Here is an 18,824-nt window from a genome sequence, read left to right as displayed (position 1 = left end):
GAAGACTTAGCGTATCTGATGCTTATGCAACAACCGATAGAACGTCGGCCGCGACACGCCCAGAACCTTGGCGGCGATGCTCAGGTTGTCGCTGTGACGGGTCAGCACATCGCACAATGCCTGGCGTTCGGCGCGGGATTTGTAGTCCTCCAGCGTGCCCATGGCACTGGCGATTTCATTCTGACCGACCAATCCCAGATCCACCGCTTCGATTTGCCGACCTTCGGCCAGCACCAATCCACGGCGCACCCGGTTGGCCAGTTCGCGCACGTTACCCGGCCAATCGTGCTTGCCCATGGACACCAAGGCGTCCTGGCTGAAGTTACGGGGGCGACGCCCGGTTTCCTGACTGTAGAAATGGGCAAAATGGTTGGCCAGCATCGCCAGGTCACCATGGCGCTCACGCAACGGCGCCGTGCCTACCTGCAAAACGTTCAGCCGATAGTACAAGTCTTCGCGAAAACGCCCTTGACCGATCGCGGCCTCGAGGTCGACGTGGGTCGCGGCCAATACCCGCACATCGACCGCGATCGGTTCACGACCGCCTACCCGCTCAATGTGCTTTTCCTGAAGGAAACGCAGCAGGTTGGCTTGCAACTCCAACGGCAAATCGCCGATTTCGTCGAGGAACAAAGTACCGCCGTTGGCGGCTTCGATACGTCCGATCTTGCGTTGATGAGCCCCGGTGAAGGCGCCTTTCTCATGGCCGAACAGCTCGGACTGAATCAGGTGTTCCGGAATCGCCCCACAATTGATTGCGACAAAGGGTTTGCCTCTGCGCTGCGACTGTTGATGCAGCGTGCGCGCCACCAATTCCTTACCGGTACCACTCTCACCTCGAATCAAAACCGGTGATTCGGTGGGCGCCAGCTTACTCAATAACTTTCTCAGCTCGCGGATCGGCCGGCTTTCGCCCAGCAACTCATGTTCAAGCTCGCGTACGTGGACCGTGCCTTGTGCGCGCAAACGCGCCATGCCGTATGCCCGCCCCAGGGTGACCTGCACCCGGGACACATCAAACGGCAAGGTATGGAAATCGAAGAACCACTCGCAGACAAAATCACCAAACTTCTGGCGACGCAGGTCGTCAGGGCTCAACACGGCAATCCACTCGGTATGGCTGCGGGTGATCAAATCCTTTACGGCTTCGGGGCGTTCAATGTGGTCAGGCATGAGTCGAAGCAAGCCGACGTCACACGACCGTTCAGCGGCCGACTCCAGGGTACAACTGTCGACATCCCATCCAGCTTCGCGCAGGACAGGAATCAATCGAAGGCAATCGTCGCAGGGATCGACAACCAACAAGCGACGCAGCGGAGCCGATTCATGCATAACAGGTTCCTTGACGCCAGAAGTTATAAATCGTTTTATAAACAGTGAGTTGGCGTTCTCGAGTGTAACGTTAGCAAAACTTTGACACCTGCTTGTACCGTTTAACGATAACGCTAAGATCAAAATGGACTGAAAAACCTGCCGGACAGTGCGGGTACTGCCTGCACATTTAAGTATGGACCCTGCTTCGAATTACAACGTGCCCGGAGATGTGCGGTGCCAAGCGTCCGCTGGCTTTACAAACAAATATTATTTTTTTTACACCGAGGCTGTGACTTACCCCTCGACTCGGAACATCAGTACTAGTAACCAGCCGAACGGTCAGCCCACCGACGGTGATTGAATGTATTCGGGCACAGAGAGGAATACCTATGAACGCCCCGCTGCGCTTTAACGAAGCACTCTTGATTGCCGGCCACGCCTTTGAACCCTTTCAATGCGTTGCCTGGGCCCCGCAAGACGGCAATGGCGAATTGAGCCTGACCGTCATCGACCGTACTAACACCCGCATTGGCCGTAAGCAGATACCCAGCAGTATGTATTGCGATCCGACCCAGTTGGAGCACGTACTGGAGCAGGTACGTGCGCAGATCAGCCAGGATGGTTACAGCCTCAAGCCGTGGGTTATGCCGGAATAAATCCGCAGTCCGGCTTGCCGGCGATGGCGCCTGTAAAATCGCTATCGCCGCCAAACCGGACTGGTACGAGACCCGTTGATATATCGGGGTGTCAGTTCACCTCTTGTGCGCCAGTTTCGTACACCGCGCTACGCTCCCGCTTACCCTCGGCAACTACTGAAATCACAATCCGCGCATCTTCGACTCTGTAAACCAGTCAATATCCAGATGCCTTTGAGCACGGCTACCGGCCCGCCATGCGCGCTACCAAAAACAGCAGAGGGATTTTTCTTCTGTTCCGAGACGCTGACTGCCATATCTGCCAAAACGCTTTGCATGACTTTGACTCCAATTAAGGTCGTTATTTAGACCAAAGATAACGTATGGCAGTTTTCCATCTCACAATGCATCAATATGCCGATATTCGGCCCCCAACGCCTCGGCCAATTGCACTGCCCTTCCCAGCCTGATCGGCCCCTGTTCGATATCAATCAACAGCCGTGGGCAATCGAACTCAGGCACATCTGAAAAATCCTTGATCCGGCCATCGGTCAACAACAGCATCCGCTGCTGTTCCGTTGGGTGTTGCCGTTGCCGTTTGCTGAGCCAGGTTGCCGCTTGTTGCAGCGCGTCCAGCATCGGCGTGCCACCGCCAGCGCCCAATGCGTTGAGCCAGGGTTGCAGGGCTGCAGATGCCTTGAGGCCTTGGTGTTGCCAGCGCGAGGACACCCCGCTGGCGGTCAGCAACGCCAACCGTGCGCGCTGGCGGTAGGCGTCGTCGAACAGTTGGCTCAACAGGCCTTTGGCCTGGCTCAAGGCTTGATGCCGACGCGTCGAGGCTGAAGCGTCGACGATCACCAGCCACAGTTCGTGTGGGCGATGGCTGCGTGGCGTGCGGATCAGATCCTTGCGGGTTTTAGGCCGACCACGCAGCAAGGTCGGCAGCCAACTAATTGCGCCCTTGGCACCGGCACGGGACGCTCCGGTTTTACCGCCACTGAGTGACCCTGGCCGAGGACTGGCATCCGCCCCCGGAGTCATACGAGGGCGAATGCCTAAGGCTTTTTTGGCCAGCTCGGCACTTCACGACGCGCGCCCACTGGCATTGCCTGAGCGGGCATTTCTCCCCAGTTACCTTGGCCGCCCGTTTGGTCGTCCTGCTGCTGCGGCGGCGGAGTACCATTGCTGGCCGGATTCTGTTGCGGCGCCGGTGGCGCGGGGTTGCGACGACGATGGCGCAGGGCAAACTCAGCCACGGCGTCAATGTCCTCAGTGATAATGCTGCCAGCGCCACGCCAGGCGGCGTGAGCCCGCGCCGCCCGTAGCCAGACCAGGTCCGCCCGCAAGCCATCGACCGCCGCCGCGAAGCAGCGCTCGGTAATCTGCGCCAGGGCCTGATCGTCCAACGGGATGCTCGGCAGCAGCAGGCGCGCCCGCTCACAACGCTGTTTCAAGGCTTCCTGTTGCGTGACCCATTGCGCGCAGAACGCCATGGGATCGGCATCGAAATCCAGCCGTCGACGAATGATCTGTCCACGCTCGGCCGGCGCAGTGTGCCCACTTAAGGCCACGTTCAAGCCAAAACGATCAAGCAATTGCGGGCGCAACTCGCCTTCTTCCGGGTTCATGGTGCCGATTAATACGAAACGCGATGCGTGACGATGGGAGATACCGTCGCGCTCGACCAGGTTGACCCCACTGGCGGCTACATCCAGCAGCAGATCGACCAAGTGATCGGCCAGCAGGTTCACCTCATCGACATACAGCACGCCGCCGTCGGCCTTGGCCAGTACGCCGGGAGAAAACTGCGCGCGGCCCTCGCCCAATGCGGCGTCCAGGTCGAGGGTGCCGACCAGCCGTTCTTCGGTAGCGCCCAACGGCAAGGTCACGAATTGCCCGCTGGCCAATAGATCGGCCAAACCACGGGCCAGTGTCGACTTGGCCATGCCCCGCGGCCCTTCAATCAGCACACCGCCTATTTTCGGGTCGATGGCGGTCAGGCACAGCGCCAACTTGAGGTCATCAGCGCCGACCACGGCCGCCAAGGGAAAATGCGGGATATCGCTCATGCTTGTCTCGGCCGTCATCAGTTTTCTTCTATATCCAGCAACAGGTTTTCCAGCGCCTGACGATACTCGCCCGGGTCCTGCCACAGCCCACGCTGCTGCGCTTCGAGCAGGCGTTCGGTCATGTCGCGCAGGGCGTCAGGGTTGTGCTGCTCGATGAACTCGCGGGTCGATGGATCGAGCAAATAGGCATCGGCCAACAGTGCATAGTGGTGATCGTCAATCAGTTGCGTGGTGGCGTCGAAGGCGAACAGGAAGTCCACCGTCGCCGCCATTTCAAAGGCGCCCTTGTAGCCGTGACGCTTGACGCCATCGATCCACTTCGGATTCGCCGCACGCGAGCGAATGACCCGGTTCAGCTCTTCCTTGAGGGTACGAATCTTCGGCAAGTCGGGTTGGCTGTGATCGCCATGATAGCTGGCGGCTGTCTTACCGCTGAGGCTTTCCACGGCCGCGAGCATGCCGCCCTGGAATTGGTAATAGTCATTGGAGTCGAGCAAGTCGTGCTCGCGATTGTCCTGGTTTTGCAGGACCGCCTGCAGTTGCGTCAACCGCTGGGCAAAGTGCTCACGCGCGGGCGTCCCTTCATCGACCCCGCCATAGGCGTACCCGCCCCAGTTCAGGTAGACCTCGGCCAGGTCATCGCGGGTTTGCCACAAGCGGCCATCGATCGCGTCCTGCACACCGGCGCCATAGGCACCCGGTTTCGCTCCAAAAATGCGCCAGCCGGCCTGGCGTGCGGCGTCATCGGCGCTCAAGCCGCTGCGTTCAAATTGTTGCCGTTCTTCGCGAACCTTGGCCGCCAACGGGTTCATGTCATCCGGCTCATCCAGCGCCGCGACTGCCTGCACCGCCGCATCGAACAGCTTGATCAGGTTGGCGAACGCATCGCGGAAAAACCCGGACACGCGCAGCGTTACGTCGACCCGTGGCCGGTCGAGCAAGCTCAACGGCAGGATTTCAAAATCATCGACCCGCTGACTGCCCGTGGCCCACACCGGACGTACGCCCATCAGCGCCATGGCCTGGGCGATATCGTCGCCGCCGGTGCGCATGGTCGCCGTGCCCCATACCGACAGGCCGAGCTGACGCAGGTGATCGCCGTGATCCTGCAAGTGCCGTTCGAGCAGCAGGTTTGCCGACTGAAAACCGATGCGCCAGGCCGTGGTGGTCGGCAGATTGCGCACGTCCACCGAGAAGAAGTTACGCCCGGTCGGCAACACATCCAAACGGCCACGGCTCGGCGCACCGCTCGGCCCAGCGGGGACAAACCGACCGCTCAAGGCGTCGAGCAAGCCCTGCATCTCCGCGGGACCACAGGCATCCAGACGCGGCGCCACTACTTCTCGCAAATGATGAAGAACAGAAGATAACTCATTGTTTTCAGTTAATAACTCAACTTCAGTACCGATCAGCACTTGCTCAATCAACCACGCAGCGTATAGCTCCAGCCGTTCCCGCGTATCGCCGGCCGTGCGCCAGGGCTCCGCGCTAAACTCCAGCAATCCGCCAGGCCTGGGCCCGCTCCACGGCGCGGACAATTCGCAGTCCAGTGGATCGAAATCCAGTTCGAAGGCTTTGCTCAACGCGCGCAATACACTGGAGTGCGCACCCCGGCCATCACCACGGGGAATGCGCAGCAAGGCCAACAGGGTGTCGATGCGCAACCGGCCACTGGGTGACTCACCGAAAATGTGCAAGCCGTCGCGGATCTGTGATTCCTTCAGGTCACACAGGTAGGTGTCCAGACGTGGCAGCCAAACCGCTGCGTCGGCCTGCTTATCGAGCGACTCGTCAAGTTGCAGCTCACGGTCGATATGGGTCTCGCGCACCAGCTTGAGAATGTCGCGCTGCAGCTCGTTGGCGCGGCGTGGATCAAGCAGTTGCGCCTCGTAGAACTCGTCGGCCAGCACTTCCAGATCGCGCAGCGGGCCGTAGGTTTCGGCGCGGGTCAGGGGCGGCATCAAGTGGTCGATGATCACCGCTTGAGTGCGACGTTTGGCCTGGGCACCCTCACCCGGATCATTGACGATGAACGGATAAATGTTCGGCATCGCACCGAGCACGGCGTCTGGCCAGCAGCTGTCGGACAGCCCGACGCCCTTGCCTGGCAGCCATTCAAGGTTGCCATGCTTGCCGACGTGGATCACGGCATGCGCGCCATAGGCCTTGCGCAACCAGAAATAAAACGCCAGATAACCGTGGGGCGGCACCAGGTCCGGGTCGTGATAGACCGCGCTGGCGTCTACTTGATAACCCCGCGCCGGCTGAATGCCGACGAAGGTCAGGCCAAACCGCAGCCCGGCCACCATCATCCGCCCGCCACGGAACATAGGGTCGGTGTGTGGTTCGCCCCAGCGCGCGGTGACGGCTGCGCGATTGGCTGGCGGCAATTGATTGAACGCCGCCAGATACTCGTCCAGCGCCAGACTTTGCCGGGCCGGGCGCAGATCGATGCTGTCCAGATCGTTGCTGACGCCGCCGAGCAATGCCTGGATCAACGCAGTCCCACTCGCGGGCAACAGCGCCAACGGATAACCCTCGACCTGCATCGCCCGCAGGATGTTCAGCGCCGCCGCCGGTGTGTCCAGGCCCACGCCGTTACCGATCCGGCCATCGCGGGTCGGGTAATTGGCGAGGATCAACGCCACGCGTTTTTCACCATTGGGCAGCCGCGCCAATTCGATCCAGCGCCGCGCCAGTTCGGCCACAAAATCCATGCGTTCGGGTTGTGCGCGATAGCACACCACATCCGATTGACTGCGTTCACTGCGCCACGCCAGATCCTTGAAGCTGATCGGCCGGCTGATAATCCGCCCATCCAGCTCCGGCAAGGCGATATGCATTGCCAGGTCCCGCGAACCAAGGCCTTGCTCGCTGTCACGCCAGGCCGTTTCGTTGTCCTGAGCACAAATGGCTTGAATCACCGGAATATTGCGGCGAAACGGACGCAAATGTGGCGCTTCCGGGCTCGACTGGGCAAAGCCGGTGGTATTCAGGATCACTTCGGCACCGGTTAGATCCAGCAAGTCCTCCACCACCGTCAGGCAACCGGGTTCTTTCAGGCTGGCAACGGCGATGGGTAAAGGATTGAGACCCTGGGCCTGCAAACGTGCGCAAAACACGTCGATAAAACCGGTGTTGGCCGCTTGCAGGTGGGAGCGGTAAAACAGTACCGCGACCACTGGCCACTCAGCGCGCCAGTCGGCTTGCCAGTGGCCCAATTGAGCATTGGCAATGTGTGGATGGTAAATCGCGGTGCGCGGCAAGGTCTGCGGTTCGGCCCACGGGTAATCCCGCTCCAGCCAGCAACTGGCCAGACAGCGATACAGCTCCAGCGCATTGTGCAGGCCGCCCTGGCGCAAAAAATGCCAAAGCCGCTCGCCCTCTGCCGCTGATACCGTGCTTAAACCGCTGAGTTCCGGGTCTGGGCGATCATCACCCGGCACCAGAATCAACTGCACGCCCTGCTCCGCCAGCTCCACCAGCCGCTCGACGCCGTAACGCCAATAGCCAATACCGCCATGCAGCGAAATCAGAATAACTTTGGCGTGGCGCAGCACCTGGTCGACGTACAAATCCACCGAGGCGTGATTTTGCACCTGCATCGGGTTAGCCAAACGCAGGCTGGGGTAATCGTCCGGCAACTGCTGCGCCGCTTCGGCCAGCAATGCCAGGTGTGAATCGCCGCTGCAGAGAATCACCAGCTCGGCCGGGGTTTGTCCCAGGTCAGCAATGCTGTCGTCAGGGACAAATCCGCCGGGCTGGGTTCTCAGTAGGTGCATGGCTTAGCCAGCAACCGCAGCACGCAGTTGCGCTTCCAGCAGTGCCGCGTCCAGCTCCTGGCCGATCAGCACCAGATGCGTCGCGCGCTCTTCATCGGCCCGCCATGCGCGGTCGAAGTGCTTGTCGAAACGCGTGCCCACGCCCTGAATCAGCAAACGCATGGGCTTGCCCGGAATCGCCGCGAAACCCTTTACCCGCAAAATGCCATGCTGCACCACCAACTGCGTCAGCGCGTCGAGCAACAGGCTCTCATCGGCTTGCGGCAGGCTGATGGAGATCGAATCAAACGCGTCGTGATCGTGGTCATCATGATCATCCCCTTCGTGGTGATCATGGTGGGTCTTGCGGCTGTCGATGTGCAGCTCGGACTCAGCACCCAGGCCCAACAGCACGCTGATCGGCAGACGACCGCTGCTGGCTTCGATGACTTTCACCGCCGGCGGCAGCTCTTCCGAGACTTCGGCACGCACGGCCGCCAGACCGGCTGCGTCCATCCTGTCGGCTTTGTTGAGGATCACCAGGTCGGCGCTGGCCAACTGGTCGGCAAACAGCTCGTGCAGTGGCGATTCGTGGTCCAGGTTCGGGTCCAGTTTGCGCTGGGCGTCGACTTGATCCGGAAACGCAGCAAAGGTGCCAGCCAGCACGGCCGGGCTGTCGACCACGGTGATTACCGCATCGACCGTGCAGGCGTTGCGGATTTCCGGCCACTGGAAGGCTTGCACCAATGGTTTTGGCAACGCCAGGCCTGAGGTTTCGATCAGGATGTGGTCCAGATCGCCACGACGGGCCACCAATTCCTGCATCACCGGGAAAAACTCTTCCTGCACGGTGCAGCACAGGCAGCCGTTGGCCAGCTCGTAGACGCGGCCGTTGGCTTCTTCTTCAGTGCAACCGATGGTGCATTGCTTGAGGATATCGCCGTCAATGCCCAGTTCGCCGAATTCATTGACGATCACCGCGATGCGACGACCTTCGGCGTTGTCCAGCATGTGGCGCAGCAGCGTGGTTTTACCCGAACCGAGGAACCCGGTGACGATAGTGACGGGAAGTTTAGCCAGTGTTTTCATCGGATGCCCTTTGGCAAAGCGGCGGGCAAAGCGGGACGAGAGCCGCACAAGAACTGCATGCGGATCAATTCGCCACCGGATCACCCCGCCCGGTTCTAGAGAAAATTCGTTGCGAGGCAGGTCTCCTGGCTCACGGTGGCCTGTCATGCGACAGGCATTCATCGCGCCTTCCCGCGGACCCGCAGTGGCAGTGCAATGAACATGACCGTTTACAGTTGCGGGGGCAGCCGCGGCTTGGACCGCGTTCCCGTCTTAGCTCCGACCGCAGCCGGAGAACCTCGAACGCACAAGGCTACGCAGTGGCTATGCAGAGGTCAATCAGAAAGCGCCTGCAGGCTTGGGCACATATTGCGGAAAAAAAACGGTGGTTTCAGAACTATCACGTCGTGAATCACGCACGCACGGCGCTCGGCGATTGACCACAGCCATTGCGACATGCTTTTCTGCGCGCCTTATATCGAGCGCACCCGAGCATGCCCAGCCCTGCTGATCCACCGTTGAAACAACCCACGCGCGTGGTCGGTATCGGCTGCCAGCGCGGTTGTTGCGTCGACGAACTACGGCAGTTGATCGAGCAAGGGCTGCACGCCCACGGCCTGCACATCGGCGCCCTCACTGCCCTGGCTTCGATCAATCAAAAAAGCACGGAACCGGGCCTGCTGGCGCTGGCCGCGCAACTGCAACTGCCGCTGGTGTTTTTCAGCGCCACTGAACTGGCGGTGTTTGAAACACGGCTCAGCCATCGCTCGGACATCGCCTTTGCCCACACCGGCTGCTACGGCGTCGCCGAAAGCACGGCGTTGGCCTTGGCACAGCAACTGTCCGGTGCAGTGGGCGATCTGCTGATCACTCGGCAAAAAAGCCGCCGCGCGACATTTGCCTTGGCCGGCGAGCCGACAAATCGTCGATAATCCGCACCTGCTTGTTTTTTACTGTCTAGATTCTGGAGTACCCATGACCGTTTTTTTCATCGGCGCAGGCCCCGGCGACCCGGAGCTGATCACGGTCAAAGGCCAGCGTTTAATCCGCAGTTGCCCGGTGATCATCTACGCCGGCTCACTGGTCCCGGCCGCCGTGCTGCAAGGCCATCAGGCCGATCAGGTAGTCAACAGCGCCGAACTGCACCTGGAACAGATCATCGCGCTGATGAAAGCCGCTCATGAGCGCGGCCAGGACGTAGCCCGCGTGCACTCCGGCGACCCGAGTCTGTATGGCGCGATTGGCGAGCAGATTCGTTACCTGCGCGAGATGCAGATCCCCTTCGAAATCATCCCCGGCGTCACCGCCACTGCCGCGTGCGCAGCGCTGCTGGGCACCGAGCTGACACTGCCGGACATTTCCCAAAGCGTGATCCTGACCCGGTACGCCGATAAAACCTCAATGCCCGAGGGCGAGGAATTGGCCAGCCTGGCGCAGCACAAGGCAACGATGGCGATTCATTTGGGGGTGAATAACCTGCATAAGATCGTCGCTGAACTGATACCGCATTACGGCCATGATTGCCCGATTGCCGTGGTGCATCGCGCCAGTTGGCCGGATCAAGACTGGGTGGTCGGCACGTTGGCGGATATCCAGATCAAAGTCGAGGCCAAGGGCTTCCGGCGCACGGCGTTGATTCTGGTGGGTCGAGTGCTGGCCAACGACCAGTTTTCCGAATCGTCCCTGTACCGTGCCGGGCATGCGCACCTGTTCCGTCCGTGAAGCCGCCTAAAAACCGTAGGAGCGGGCTTGCCCGCGATCGGCTGCGAAGCAGTCGCGAAACCGATATCCCAGGTTTTTCTGCAAAACCGTGTGCTGGTATTTTGCGACCGCTACGCGCTCGATCGCGGGCAAGCCCGCTCCTACAGGTACGGTGACAGGCAAAAAAAAGCCCCGAACCAGTCGGGGCATTTTTTGTTTGCTTGAAAGCGCCCGACTTAGTAGTAGGCGTTTTCTTTTTGCGAGTGGTCCGTCACGTCGCGGACGCCTTTGAGCTCAGGGATCCGTTCGAGCAAGGTGCGCTCGATCCCTTCCTTCAAGGTCAGGTCCGCCTGGCCGCAGCCCTGGCAACCGCCGCCGAACTGCAACACTGCGATGTTTTCGTCGTTTTCTTCGACCACATCGATCAGCGTGACCTGGCCGCCATGGCTGGCCAGACCCGGGTTGATTTCGGTTTGCAGGTAGTAGTTGATGCGCTCGTTGATCGGGCTGTCGGCATTGACCATCGGAACTTTGGCGTTTGGCGCCTTGATAGTCAGTTGGCCGCCCATGCGATCGGTGGCGTAATCGACCACGGCATCGTCCAGAAAGGCTTCGCTGAATGCATCGATCCAGGCGGTGAAGCTTTTCAGGCCAATGGCCTTGTCTTCGGATTTCTCTTCGCCCGGCTTGCAATAAGCAATGCAGGTTTCAGCATATTGGGTGCCAGGCTGGGTAATAAACACGCGGATGCCGATGCCTGGGGTGTTCTGCTTTTCAAGCAGATCGGCCAGGTAGTCGTGGGCGGCATCGGTAATAGTAATAGCGGTCATGAAAATTCCTCGCAGACGTGGCGGCAGTTTACGCCAATCATGGGCGCCACACAAAGTCCTAGTATTCTTGTCGGGAAAGAGCCTTTAGCTCGCCATCATTCCTGCGTTTGTCCAGCCAGTCTTTAAGACGAAGGTAGAGGCCCTTCTCGATCCACTGGTAACTGCACCAGCCACCCAGAGCGATCAACGGCACACACACCGCAAATACCGCGTAGGGATTAAGGCCATAGCGCGTGGCCGCCAACCAGCCACCGTAAAGCACCAGGACATGCAGCAGGTACACCGAGTATGAGCAATCGCCCAGCACTTTGAGTAAGCGATTGCCCTGGAAATACGGTTCCAGCGACACACAGGCCAGCACGATCACCGCGCTGGGCAGGCCCCAGTGCAGCAGCCGGTCAGACGGCGCCAGATGGTAAATAGTCAGCAAGCCTCCGACAATTGCCAGCAGCGGCAGCCACAAGCCATTGGCGATCCAGCCACGACGGTGGAACACACCGATGGCGATGCCCAATAGAAATTCATAAACGATGTCATTGCGATAAAAGTGGCTGATCACTCCCAAACGGGTCAGCACTTCACTGACTGCAAACAACGCGGCGGCGACGATCAGTGGGCGATGGCGCTGCTCGAACAGAAACACCAGCGAGAATAGTAGATAGAACAGCATCTCGTAATTCAGCGTCCACCCCACATTCAAGGTCGGGTACATACCATAGCCGCCGGGGTTTTCTGAAGGGATGAACAATAACGACAGGATGAAATGCGTCCAGTCGATGGCCGCGTGGGGCATCAGTGGTTGGGCGACCAAGATCAACAAACCCATCGCGGCGGTGTACAGCCAATAGGCCGGCACGATGCGGATAATCCGGTTGACCATGAAACGACCCGCTGGCATGTCTTTATTCTGGGTCGACAGGTAAATCACCAACCCGCTGATAACAAAAAAGATATCGACCCCGACCGCCCCCTTGTCAGTGAAGAACTGCCCGATCGGGCCGGTGGCATGAAAATCAAAGAAAATCTGCATGAAGTGGTGACAAACAACGACCCACGCCGCCAACGCGCGCAGGGCTTGAACCGAAATCAACATCCGCAACCCATCCTTTTTTCCAATCACAATCAGGACCCCGAAGACACAGCGGTTTCAGGATGTCTCGAGGGTTCCGACTGTGTTTTTGGGAAAAAGGTTGCGATTAATCGAGGAACGGTAGATGGCCGCGGGCCATGTCCGGCGAGGGTTGCAGCGGGCAGCACACCTACAAATTCTCATACCGATTCATGTCCAGCACCCCCGCCTCCACCGGTTCGGTCTCCTGGATATAGCGCGTCAGGTCGTGAAAATACTCCCAGAATTGCGGATGACTGCGTCGAATCCCCCAACGCGCGACGATCTTCTCAAACGCCGTCGCATCTTTCGCCTGTTCCATGGCATCCACAAACTCAGGCACTTCGGCCGCCGCAATGTTGAACATGAAATTCGGATAACTGCTCATCACCCCCGGATAGATCGTCAACGTATCCAGCCCCGGCTGATAGCGCGAATCCTCGCCCAGCAGGAACGCCACGTTACTGTGTGCGCGATTGCGCAGCATGCTGTATTGCTCGCGTTTACCGTCGCGGGCCTGAACGCGAATCATGCTGGCTTCGGGCAATTGATCAATGACCCGCAGACCGGCAGCCGGACGCGATGTCAGGCGACTCAGGGCCTGCTCGGCATCCTGTAACTCCGGCTCTAGCGATTGCCGGGCGCAGTAGGCGCCGGTGCAGCGATTGATCGGGTCCGGCCGCGCATTCAGGTAGCCATAACGGCTGAGCAACTGCCGGGCGAAATCGTTTTTCGGGTCTTTCGGATCGAGCGCCAGTCCGGTCGGGGTGTCATCGTCGATGCTCTGATAATCGAGCCAGACCTTGAGTTTGCCGCTGTCCTGGTACCAATCGTCGAGAAAACCGTCGCGAGAATCCGCAGGCATCAAACGCAGGAAATTGACTTCGGCACCGGTGCGGATCACATCGAAATACAAACGGGTCTGCGCCTGATGCGCAACATTGCCAAATACATCGAAGTTCACTGCCAACTGGTAATAAGTGCGCTCCAGCAACGGGAAGTCGAACAGCCACATGGTTTGCGGCACTTCACCCACCAGGCCCTTGTTGACCGATGCGCTGTCGAAATGGCGAAAAATCGACAACATCGCGTTGTCATTGCCGACCCACAGCGTTGACCAACCGGGAATCGGCGCCGCAGCATAAGTGTCTTTGCGCAGCGCTTCATACTCATTGCGCTTGTCGCGGTAGGCCAGCCACACCGACAACACACTGCTCACATCACCGATCTGCCCAGGCATCGCCAGCAACGGTATGGCTTTACTGCGATAAACCGGATCCGTCACGTACAGGTCATGGGCCGCGTCCTGGAAAAATGTCCAGAAGTTATCGCGAATCACATCGGTCGCGATCTGCCCCCGGCACACCGGGCCCCGAATAATAGTGCGAAGGAAGTACTCGGCATTGTCGAGCATGAACTGATAGCGCGCCTTGACCGGAATTTGTTCAAAGGTCTCAAACGGATTAGCCCGATGCAGCGGTCCGTAGCCTGGCAGCTCGGTGACATTCCAGTCGCCGCTGTAAAACAGCTCCTTGACCCGCGCCATTTTTGTCGGGCTCATCGGGTAGGTGATATGGGTCTTGTGCACGATCACCCCTTGTACCGGCCACAGACGGTAATAAAAGGTTGTGCCGGGATCATCATTTGGCCGTCGGCTGTCGATCACGTCGATGGGTTGACCGCTGGGCGTGCGCGAACGCACCCACTGAAAGAAATCCCCAGGCTTGCCGCCTTCAAAGTAGATGTGCGCGAGAAACAAGTGCTCATACAGCCAGCGTGCGACTAACCCTTCCCGCGCGCCGGGCGCATTGAACAAGGCTTCCCATTGCGTAATCTGTTGCGCCTCGACGGCACTGGGCACCAAAGCCTGCTCATCCACTGGAGCGCCAGCCGCCAGCCAACGCTGTAGTGTTTGATATTGCCTGTCGCTCAGCCCGGTGACAGCCAGCGGCATGCCTTCTTTCGGGTGCTTCTGGGCATACGTGGAAAACTCACCGGGCACCGGGCACATGTTTTCGCGACTGATACCCAGCATGATGTCGTCCGGCACCCTGGCATTAGGCGTGATCGGAGTGTTGTGGCCCAGCTCAAGCATTCGCGCCATCAGCGCCGCCTGGCTGCCCTGGGCATCCAGCACCGAATAAAAGCCCTTGTGCCGCCAATCGGCAACGCTGTGGCCATCGATGTAAAGGCGGGTCGGCTTCATCGCCTTGGTACGGGTGCCGTCGTACACCGGCAGCTTGCTCGCGCCGCGCAGTGCACCCTCGGCGCTTTCCAGTTTGAGCTGGCAGGCGGCGTCATAGCAGGCATGGCAGGCCACGCACTTCTCGGTGAAAATTGGCTGCACGTCACGTGTATAGGAAATGCTGGGGGCCGGATCCTCCGCGCGCACGCCGCTGCACATCAGCAGCAACAGCAGGCCAGCGAGTACGCGATAGAGCATCTGCGGTGTCTCAACGAAATTAAAAGACGCCAATTCTACAAAAGCCGACCATTCATCAACATGAGCAATATTCATGCAAAACCGCGAACCTCACTAAAAGCGTGCAGGTTTGCTATTATCTCGGACCTTCCGTATCAGCCTATTTCTGGTAGTCCTATGTCCGATCGCAGCGTTCGTCTCCACGCTCTCCAAAAAGCCCTTAAAGAACGCATTCTGATTCTCGACGGTGGCATGGGCACCATGATCCAGAGCTATCGCCTGGAAGAGCAGGACTACCGTGGCAAGCGCTTCGCCGATTGGCCAAGCGACGTCAAAGGCAACAACGACCTGTTGATCCTGACCCGCCCCGATGTGATCGGCGGCATCGAAAAAGCTTACCTCGACGCCGGCGCCGACATTCTCGAAACCAACACCTTTAACGCCACCCAGGTGTCCCAGGCCGACTACGGCATGGAAGCGATCGTCTACGAATTGAACGTAGAAGGCGCGCGTCTGGCCCGCAAAGTGGCCGACGCAAAAACCCTGGAAACCCCGGACAAGCCGCGTTTCGTCGCCGGCGTGCTCGGCCCGACCAGCCGCACCTGCTCGCTGTCGCCGGACGTGAACAACCCCGGCTACCGCAACGTGACTTTCGACGAACTGGTGGAAAACTACACCGAAGCCACGCGCGGGCTGATCGAAGGTGGCGCCGACCTGATCCTGATCGAAACCATCTTCGACACCCTCAACGCCAAGGCCGCGATTTTTGCCGTGCAAGGTGTGTTCGAAGAGGTCGGCTTTGAACTGCCGATCATGATTTCCGGGACCATCACCGACGCCTCTGGCCGTACCCTGTCGGGCCAGACCACTGAAGCGTTCTGGAACTCGGTCAGCCACGCCAAGCCGATCTCGGTCGGGTTGAACTGCGCACTGGGTGCAGCCGATCTGCGTCCGTACCTGGAAGAGCTGTCCGGCAAGGCTGGCACCCACGTCTCGGCGCACCCCAACGCCGGCCTGCCCAACGCCTTCGGTGAATACGACGAAGAGCCGCTGCAAACCGCAGCGATCATCGAAGAATTCGCGCAGAGCGGGTTCCTTAATATCGTCGGCGGCTGCTGCGGCACCACCCCGGCGCACATCAAGGCCATCGCCGAAGCGGTCAGCAAATACCCACCGCGCGCGATCCCGGACATCCCGAAAGCCTGTCGCCTGTCGGGTCTTGAGCCGTTCACCATCGACCGCAGCTCGCTGTTCATCAACGTCGGCGAACGCACCAACATCACCGGTTCCGCCCGTTTTGCGCGTTTGATCCGCGAAGACAACTACACCGAAGCTCTGGAAGTCGCCCTGCAGCAGGTCGAAGCCGGCGCCCAGGTGATCGACATCAACATGGACGAGGGCATGCTCGATTCGAAGAAGGCCATGGTGACCTTCCTCAATCTGATTGCCGGCGAGCCGGACATCTCCCGGGTGCCGATCATGATCGACTCCTCGAAATGGGAAGTGATCGAAGCCGGCCTGAAGTGCATTCAGGGCAAGGGCATCGTCAACTCGATTTCCATGAAGGAAGGCGTCGAGCAGTTCATTCACCACGCCAAGCTGTGCAAGCGCTACGGCGCCGCCGTGGTGGTGATGGCGTTCGACGAACACGGTCAGGCCGACACCGAACAGCGCAAAAAAGAGATCTGCAAACGCTCCTACGACATTCTGGTCAACGAAGTGGGCTTCCCGCCCGAAGACATCATCTTCGACCCGAACATCTTCGCCATCGCCACCGGCATCGAAGAGCACAATAACTACGCGGTCGACTTCATCAACGCCTGCGCCTACATCCGCGACGAACTGCCCTACGCCCTGACCTCCGGTGGCGTGTCCAACGTGTCGTTCTCGTTCCGTGGCAACAACCCGGTGCGCGAGGCGATTCACTCGGTGTTCCTGTTGTATGCGATCCGCAACGGCTTGAGCATGGGTATCGTCAACGCTGGCCAACTGGAGATCTACGACCAGATCCCGGCCGAACTGCGCGACGCGGTGGAAGATGTGGTGCTCAACCGCACGCCGCACGGCACCGACGCGCTGCTGGCCATCGCCGACAAATACAAAGGTGACGGCAGCGTCAAAGAAGCGGAAACCGAAGAGTGGCGCGGCTGGCCAGTCAACCAGCGGCTGGAACACGCGCTGGTTAAAGGCATCACCACCCACATTGTCGAAGACACCGAAGAATCGCGTCAGTCGTTCAAGCGTCCGATCGAAGTGATCGAAGGCCCGCTGATGTCCGGCATGAACATCGTCGGCGACCTGTTCGGCTCGGGCAAAATGTTCCTGCCGCAAGTGGTGAAATCCGCCCGCGTGATGAAGCAGGCCGTGGCGCATTTGATCCCGTTCATCGAACTGGAAAAGGGCGACAAGCCGGAAGCCAAGGGCAAGATCCTGATGGCCACGGTGAAAGGCGACGTACACGACATCGGTAAAAACATCGTCGGCGTGGTCCTGGGTTGCAACGGCTACGACATCGTCGATCTCGGCGTGATGGTCCCGGCCGAGAAGATCCTGCAGGTCGCTAAAGAGCAGAAATGCGACATCATCGGGCTGTCTGGCCTGATCACCCCGTCGCTGGACGAAATGGTGCACGTCGCCCGCGAAATGCAGCGGCAGAACTTCTTCCTGCCGTTGATGATCGGCGGCGCCACCACGTCCAAGGCCCACACCGCCGTCAAGATTGAACCGCGCTACAGCAACGATGCGGTGATCTATGTCACCGACGCCTCGCGCGCCGTGGGTGTCGCCACGCAATTGTTGTCCAAGGAATTGAAGCCGGCCTTCATCGAGAAAACCCGCCTCGAATACGTCGAAGTCCGCGAACGCACCGCCGCCCGCAGCTCGCGCACCGAACGCCTGAGCTACGCGGCCGCCGTGGCGAAAAAGCCAGTATTCGACTGGGACGAGTACCAGCCGGTAAAACCGACCTTCACCGGCACCCGAGTGCTGGAGAACATCGACCTCAACGTGCTGGCCGAGTACATCGACTGGACGCCGTTCTTTATCTCTTGGGACCTGGCCGGCAAGTACCCGCGCATCCTCACCGACGAAGTGGTCGGCGAAGCCGCGACCTCATTGTTTGCCGATGCCCAGGACATCCTGCGCAAACTGATCGACGAGAAGCTGATCAGCGCGCGTGCGGTGTTCGGCTTCTGGCCGGCCAATCAGGTGCATGACGACGACCTCGAACTGTACGGCGACGACGGCAAGCCACGCGCCAGGCTGCATCACCTGCGCCAGCAAATTATCAAGACCGACGGCAAGCCGAACTTCTCCCTGGCCGACTTCGTCGCGCCCAAGGACAGCGGCAAAACCGACTACGTCGGCGGCTTCATCACCACTGCCGGCATCGGCGCCGAAGAGGTGTCCAAGGCGTATCAGGACAAAGGCGACGACTACAACGCAATCATGGTCAAGGCCCTGGCCGACCGTCTGGCCGAAGCCTGCGCCGAGTGGCTGCACCAACAAGTGCGCAAAGAGCACTGGGGCTACGCCAAGGACGAAGCGCTGGCCAACGAAGACCTGATCAAAGAACAGTACGTCGGCATCCGCCCTGCCCCGGGCTACCCGGCCTGCCCGGACCACACCGAAAAAGGCACCCTGTTCGACCTGCTGGATCGCCAGCGAAGACGGCCAGACCGGCCGCAGCGGCGTATTCCTCACCGAAAGCTACGCCATGTTCCCCGCTGCCTCCGTCAGCGGCTGGTACTTCGCCCACCCACAAGCGCAATACTTCGCCGTGGGCAAAGTGGATAAGGATCAAGTCGCGAGCTACACCGGGCGTAAAGGTCAGGACTTGAGCGTGACTGAGCGCTGGTTGGCGCCGAATTTGGGGTATGACGAGTAAGCCGAGACGCAAATCTCCGTAGCAGACCGG

At 59.7% G+C, this 18,824-nt stretch carries 11 protein-coding genes, 3 pseudogenes and 1 riboswitch; of the genes and pseudogenes, 4 read left to right on the top strand and 10 right to left on the bottom strand.

Annotation, left to right across the window (positions count from 1 at the left end):
• Nucleotides 1-6 precede the first annotated feature (6 nt).
• Nucleotides 7-1,332: a sigma 54-interacting transcriptional regulator gene (locus ACF0H7_RS14970; protein WP_397453508.1), complete on the bottom strand. Its 1,326-nt coding sequence runs from the start codon at nt 1,330-1,332 to the stop codon at nt 7-9.
• Between the two features lie 371 nt (nt 1,333-1,703).
• On the opposite strand from ACF0H7_RS14970, the gene ACF0H7_RS14965 reads away from it, so the two are divergent.
• Nucleotides 1,704-1,970 carry a hypothetical protein gene (locus ACF0H7_RS14965; protein ID WP_397453507.1) on the top strand — a complete coding sequence of 89 codons (267 nt, stop codon included), beginning with the start codon at nt 1,704-1,706 and terminating at the stop codon, nt 1,968-1,970.
• A 91-nt stretch (nt 1,971-2,061) separates the two neighbouring features.
• On the opposite strand, the pseudogene ACF0H7_RS14960 reads toward ACF0H7_RS14965, so the two are convergent.
• From ACF0H7_RS14960 to cobW, 6 genes and pseudogenes are all read right to left on the bottom strand, one after another.
• Nucleotides 2,062-2,166 (bottom strand): annotated as a pseudogene (locus ACF0H7_RS14960) (type II toxin-antitoxin system mRNA interferase toxin, RelE/StbE family); the annotation flags it as partial.
• Between the two features lie 19 nt (nt 2,167-2,185).
• A pseudogene (locus ACF0H7_RS14955) lies at nt 2,186-2,287 on the bottom strand (antitoxin); the annotation flags it as partial.
• Nucleotides 2,288-2,348: 61 nt separating this feature from the next.
• Complete coding sequence (locus tag ACF0H7_RS14950) at nt 2,349-2,990, bottom strand: VWA domain-containing protein (RefSeq protein ID WP_397453506.1); 642 nt, start codon at nt 2,988-2,990, stop codon at nt 2,349-2,351.
• Between the two features lie 14 nt (nt 2,991-3,004).
• Nucleotides 3,005-4,018 (bottom strand): ATP-binding protein, encoded by a 1,014-nt coding sequence (locus ACF0H7_RS14945; protein WP_397453505.1) that lies wholly within the window; start codon nt 4,016-4,018, stop codon nt 3,005-3,007.
• A 17-nt stretch (nt 4,019-4,035) separates the two neighbouring features.
• A complete protein-coding gene (gene cobN / locus ACF0H7_RS14940; RefSeq protein WP_397453504.1) occupies nt 4,036-7,800 on the bottom strand; it encodes a cobaltochelatase subunit CobN in 3,765 nt (1,254 codons plus the stop codon).
• A 3-nt stretch (nt 7,801-7,803) separates the two neighbouring features.
• Nucleotides 7,804-8,868 carry a cobalamin biosynthesis protein CobW gene (gene cobW / locus ACF0H7_RS14935; protein ID WP_397453503.1) on the bottom strand — a complete coding sequence of 355 codons (1,065 nt, stop codon included), beginning with the start codon at nt 8,866-8,868 and terminating at the stop codon, nt 7,804-7,806.
• 97 nt (nt 8,869-8,965) lie between these two features.
• Nucleotides 8,966-9,164, bottom strand: a riboswitch (cobalamin riboswitch).
• A gap of 177 nt (nt 9,165-9,341) precedes the next feature.
• Here cobW and ACF0H7_RS14930 point away from each other — a divergent pair.
• Complete coding sequence (locus ACF0H7_RS14930; protein ID WP_397453502.1) at nt 9,342-9,779, top strand: cobalamin biosynthesis protein; 438 nt, start codon at nt 9,342-9,344, stop codon at nt 9,777-9,779.
• 43 nt (nt 9,780-9,822) lie between these two features.
• On the top strand, nt 9,823-10,569 hold the full coding sequence (cobM, locus tag ACF0H7_RS14925; protein WP_397453501.1) for a precorrin-4 C(11)-methyltransferase: 747 nt from the start codon (nt 9,823-9,825) through the stop codon (nt 10,567-10,569).
• Between the two features lie 215 nt (nt 10,570-10,784).
• On the opposite strand, the gene nfuA is transcribed toward cobM, so the two are convergent.
• The 3 genes from nfuA to ACF0H7_RS14910 form a co-directional block, all read right to left on the bottom strand.
• On the bottom strand, nt 10,785-11,378 hold the full coding sequence (nfuA, locus tag ACF0H7_RS14920; protein ID WP_397453500.1) for a Fe-S biogenesis protein NfuA: 594 nt from the start codon (nt 11,376-11,378) through the stop codon (nt 10,785-10,787).
• A 58-nt stretch (nt 11,379-11,436) separates the two neighbouring features.
• Nucleotides 11,437-12,471, bottom strand: coding sequence for an acyltransferase family protein (locus tag ACF0H7_RS14915; RefSeq protein WP_397453499.1), 1,035 nt, complete (start codon nt 12,469-12,471; stop codon nt 11,437-11,439).
• 166 nt (nt 12,472-12,637) lie between these two features.
• Entirely contained in the window at nt 12,638-14,890 is a 2,253-nt protein-coding gene (locus ACF0H7_RS14910; protein ID WP_397453899.1) for a fatty acid cis/trans isomerase, read from the bottom strand.
• Between the two features lie 195 nt (nt 14,891-15,085).
• On the opposite strand from ACF0H7_RS14910, the pseudogene metH reads away from it, so the two are divergent.
• Nucleotides 15,086-18,794: pseudogene (metH, locus tag ACF0H7_RS14905) on the top strand (methionine synthase).
• Nucleotides 18,795-18,824 lie beyond the last annotated feature (30 nt).

This window comes from Pseudomonas sp. NA-150, assembly GCF_044336365.1.
Taxonomy (GTDB): domain Bacteria; phylum Pseudomonadota; class Gammaproteobacteria; order Pseudomonadales; family Pseudomonadaceae; genus Aquipseudomonas.
Note: the sequence above shows the minus strand (reverse complement) of the source record. Positions and strands in the feature narration are given on the sequence as shown.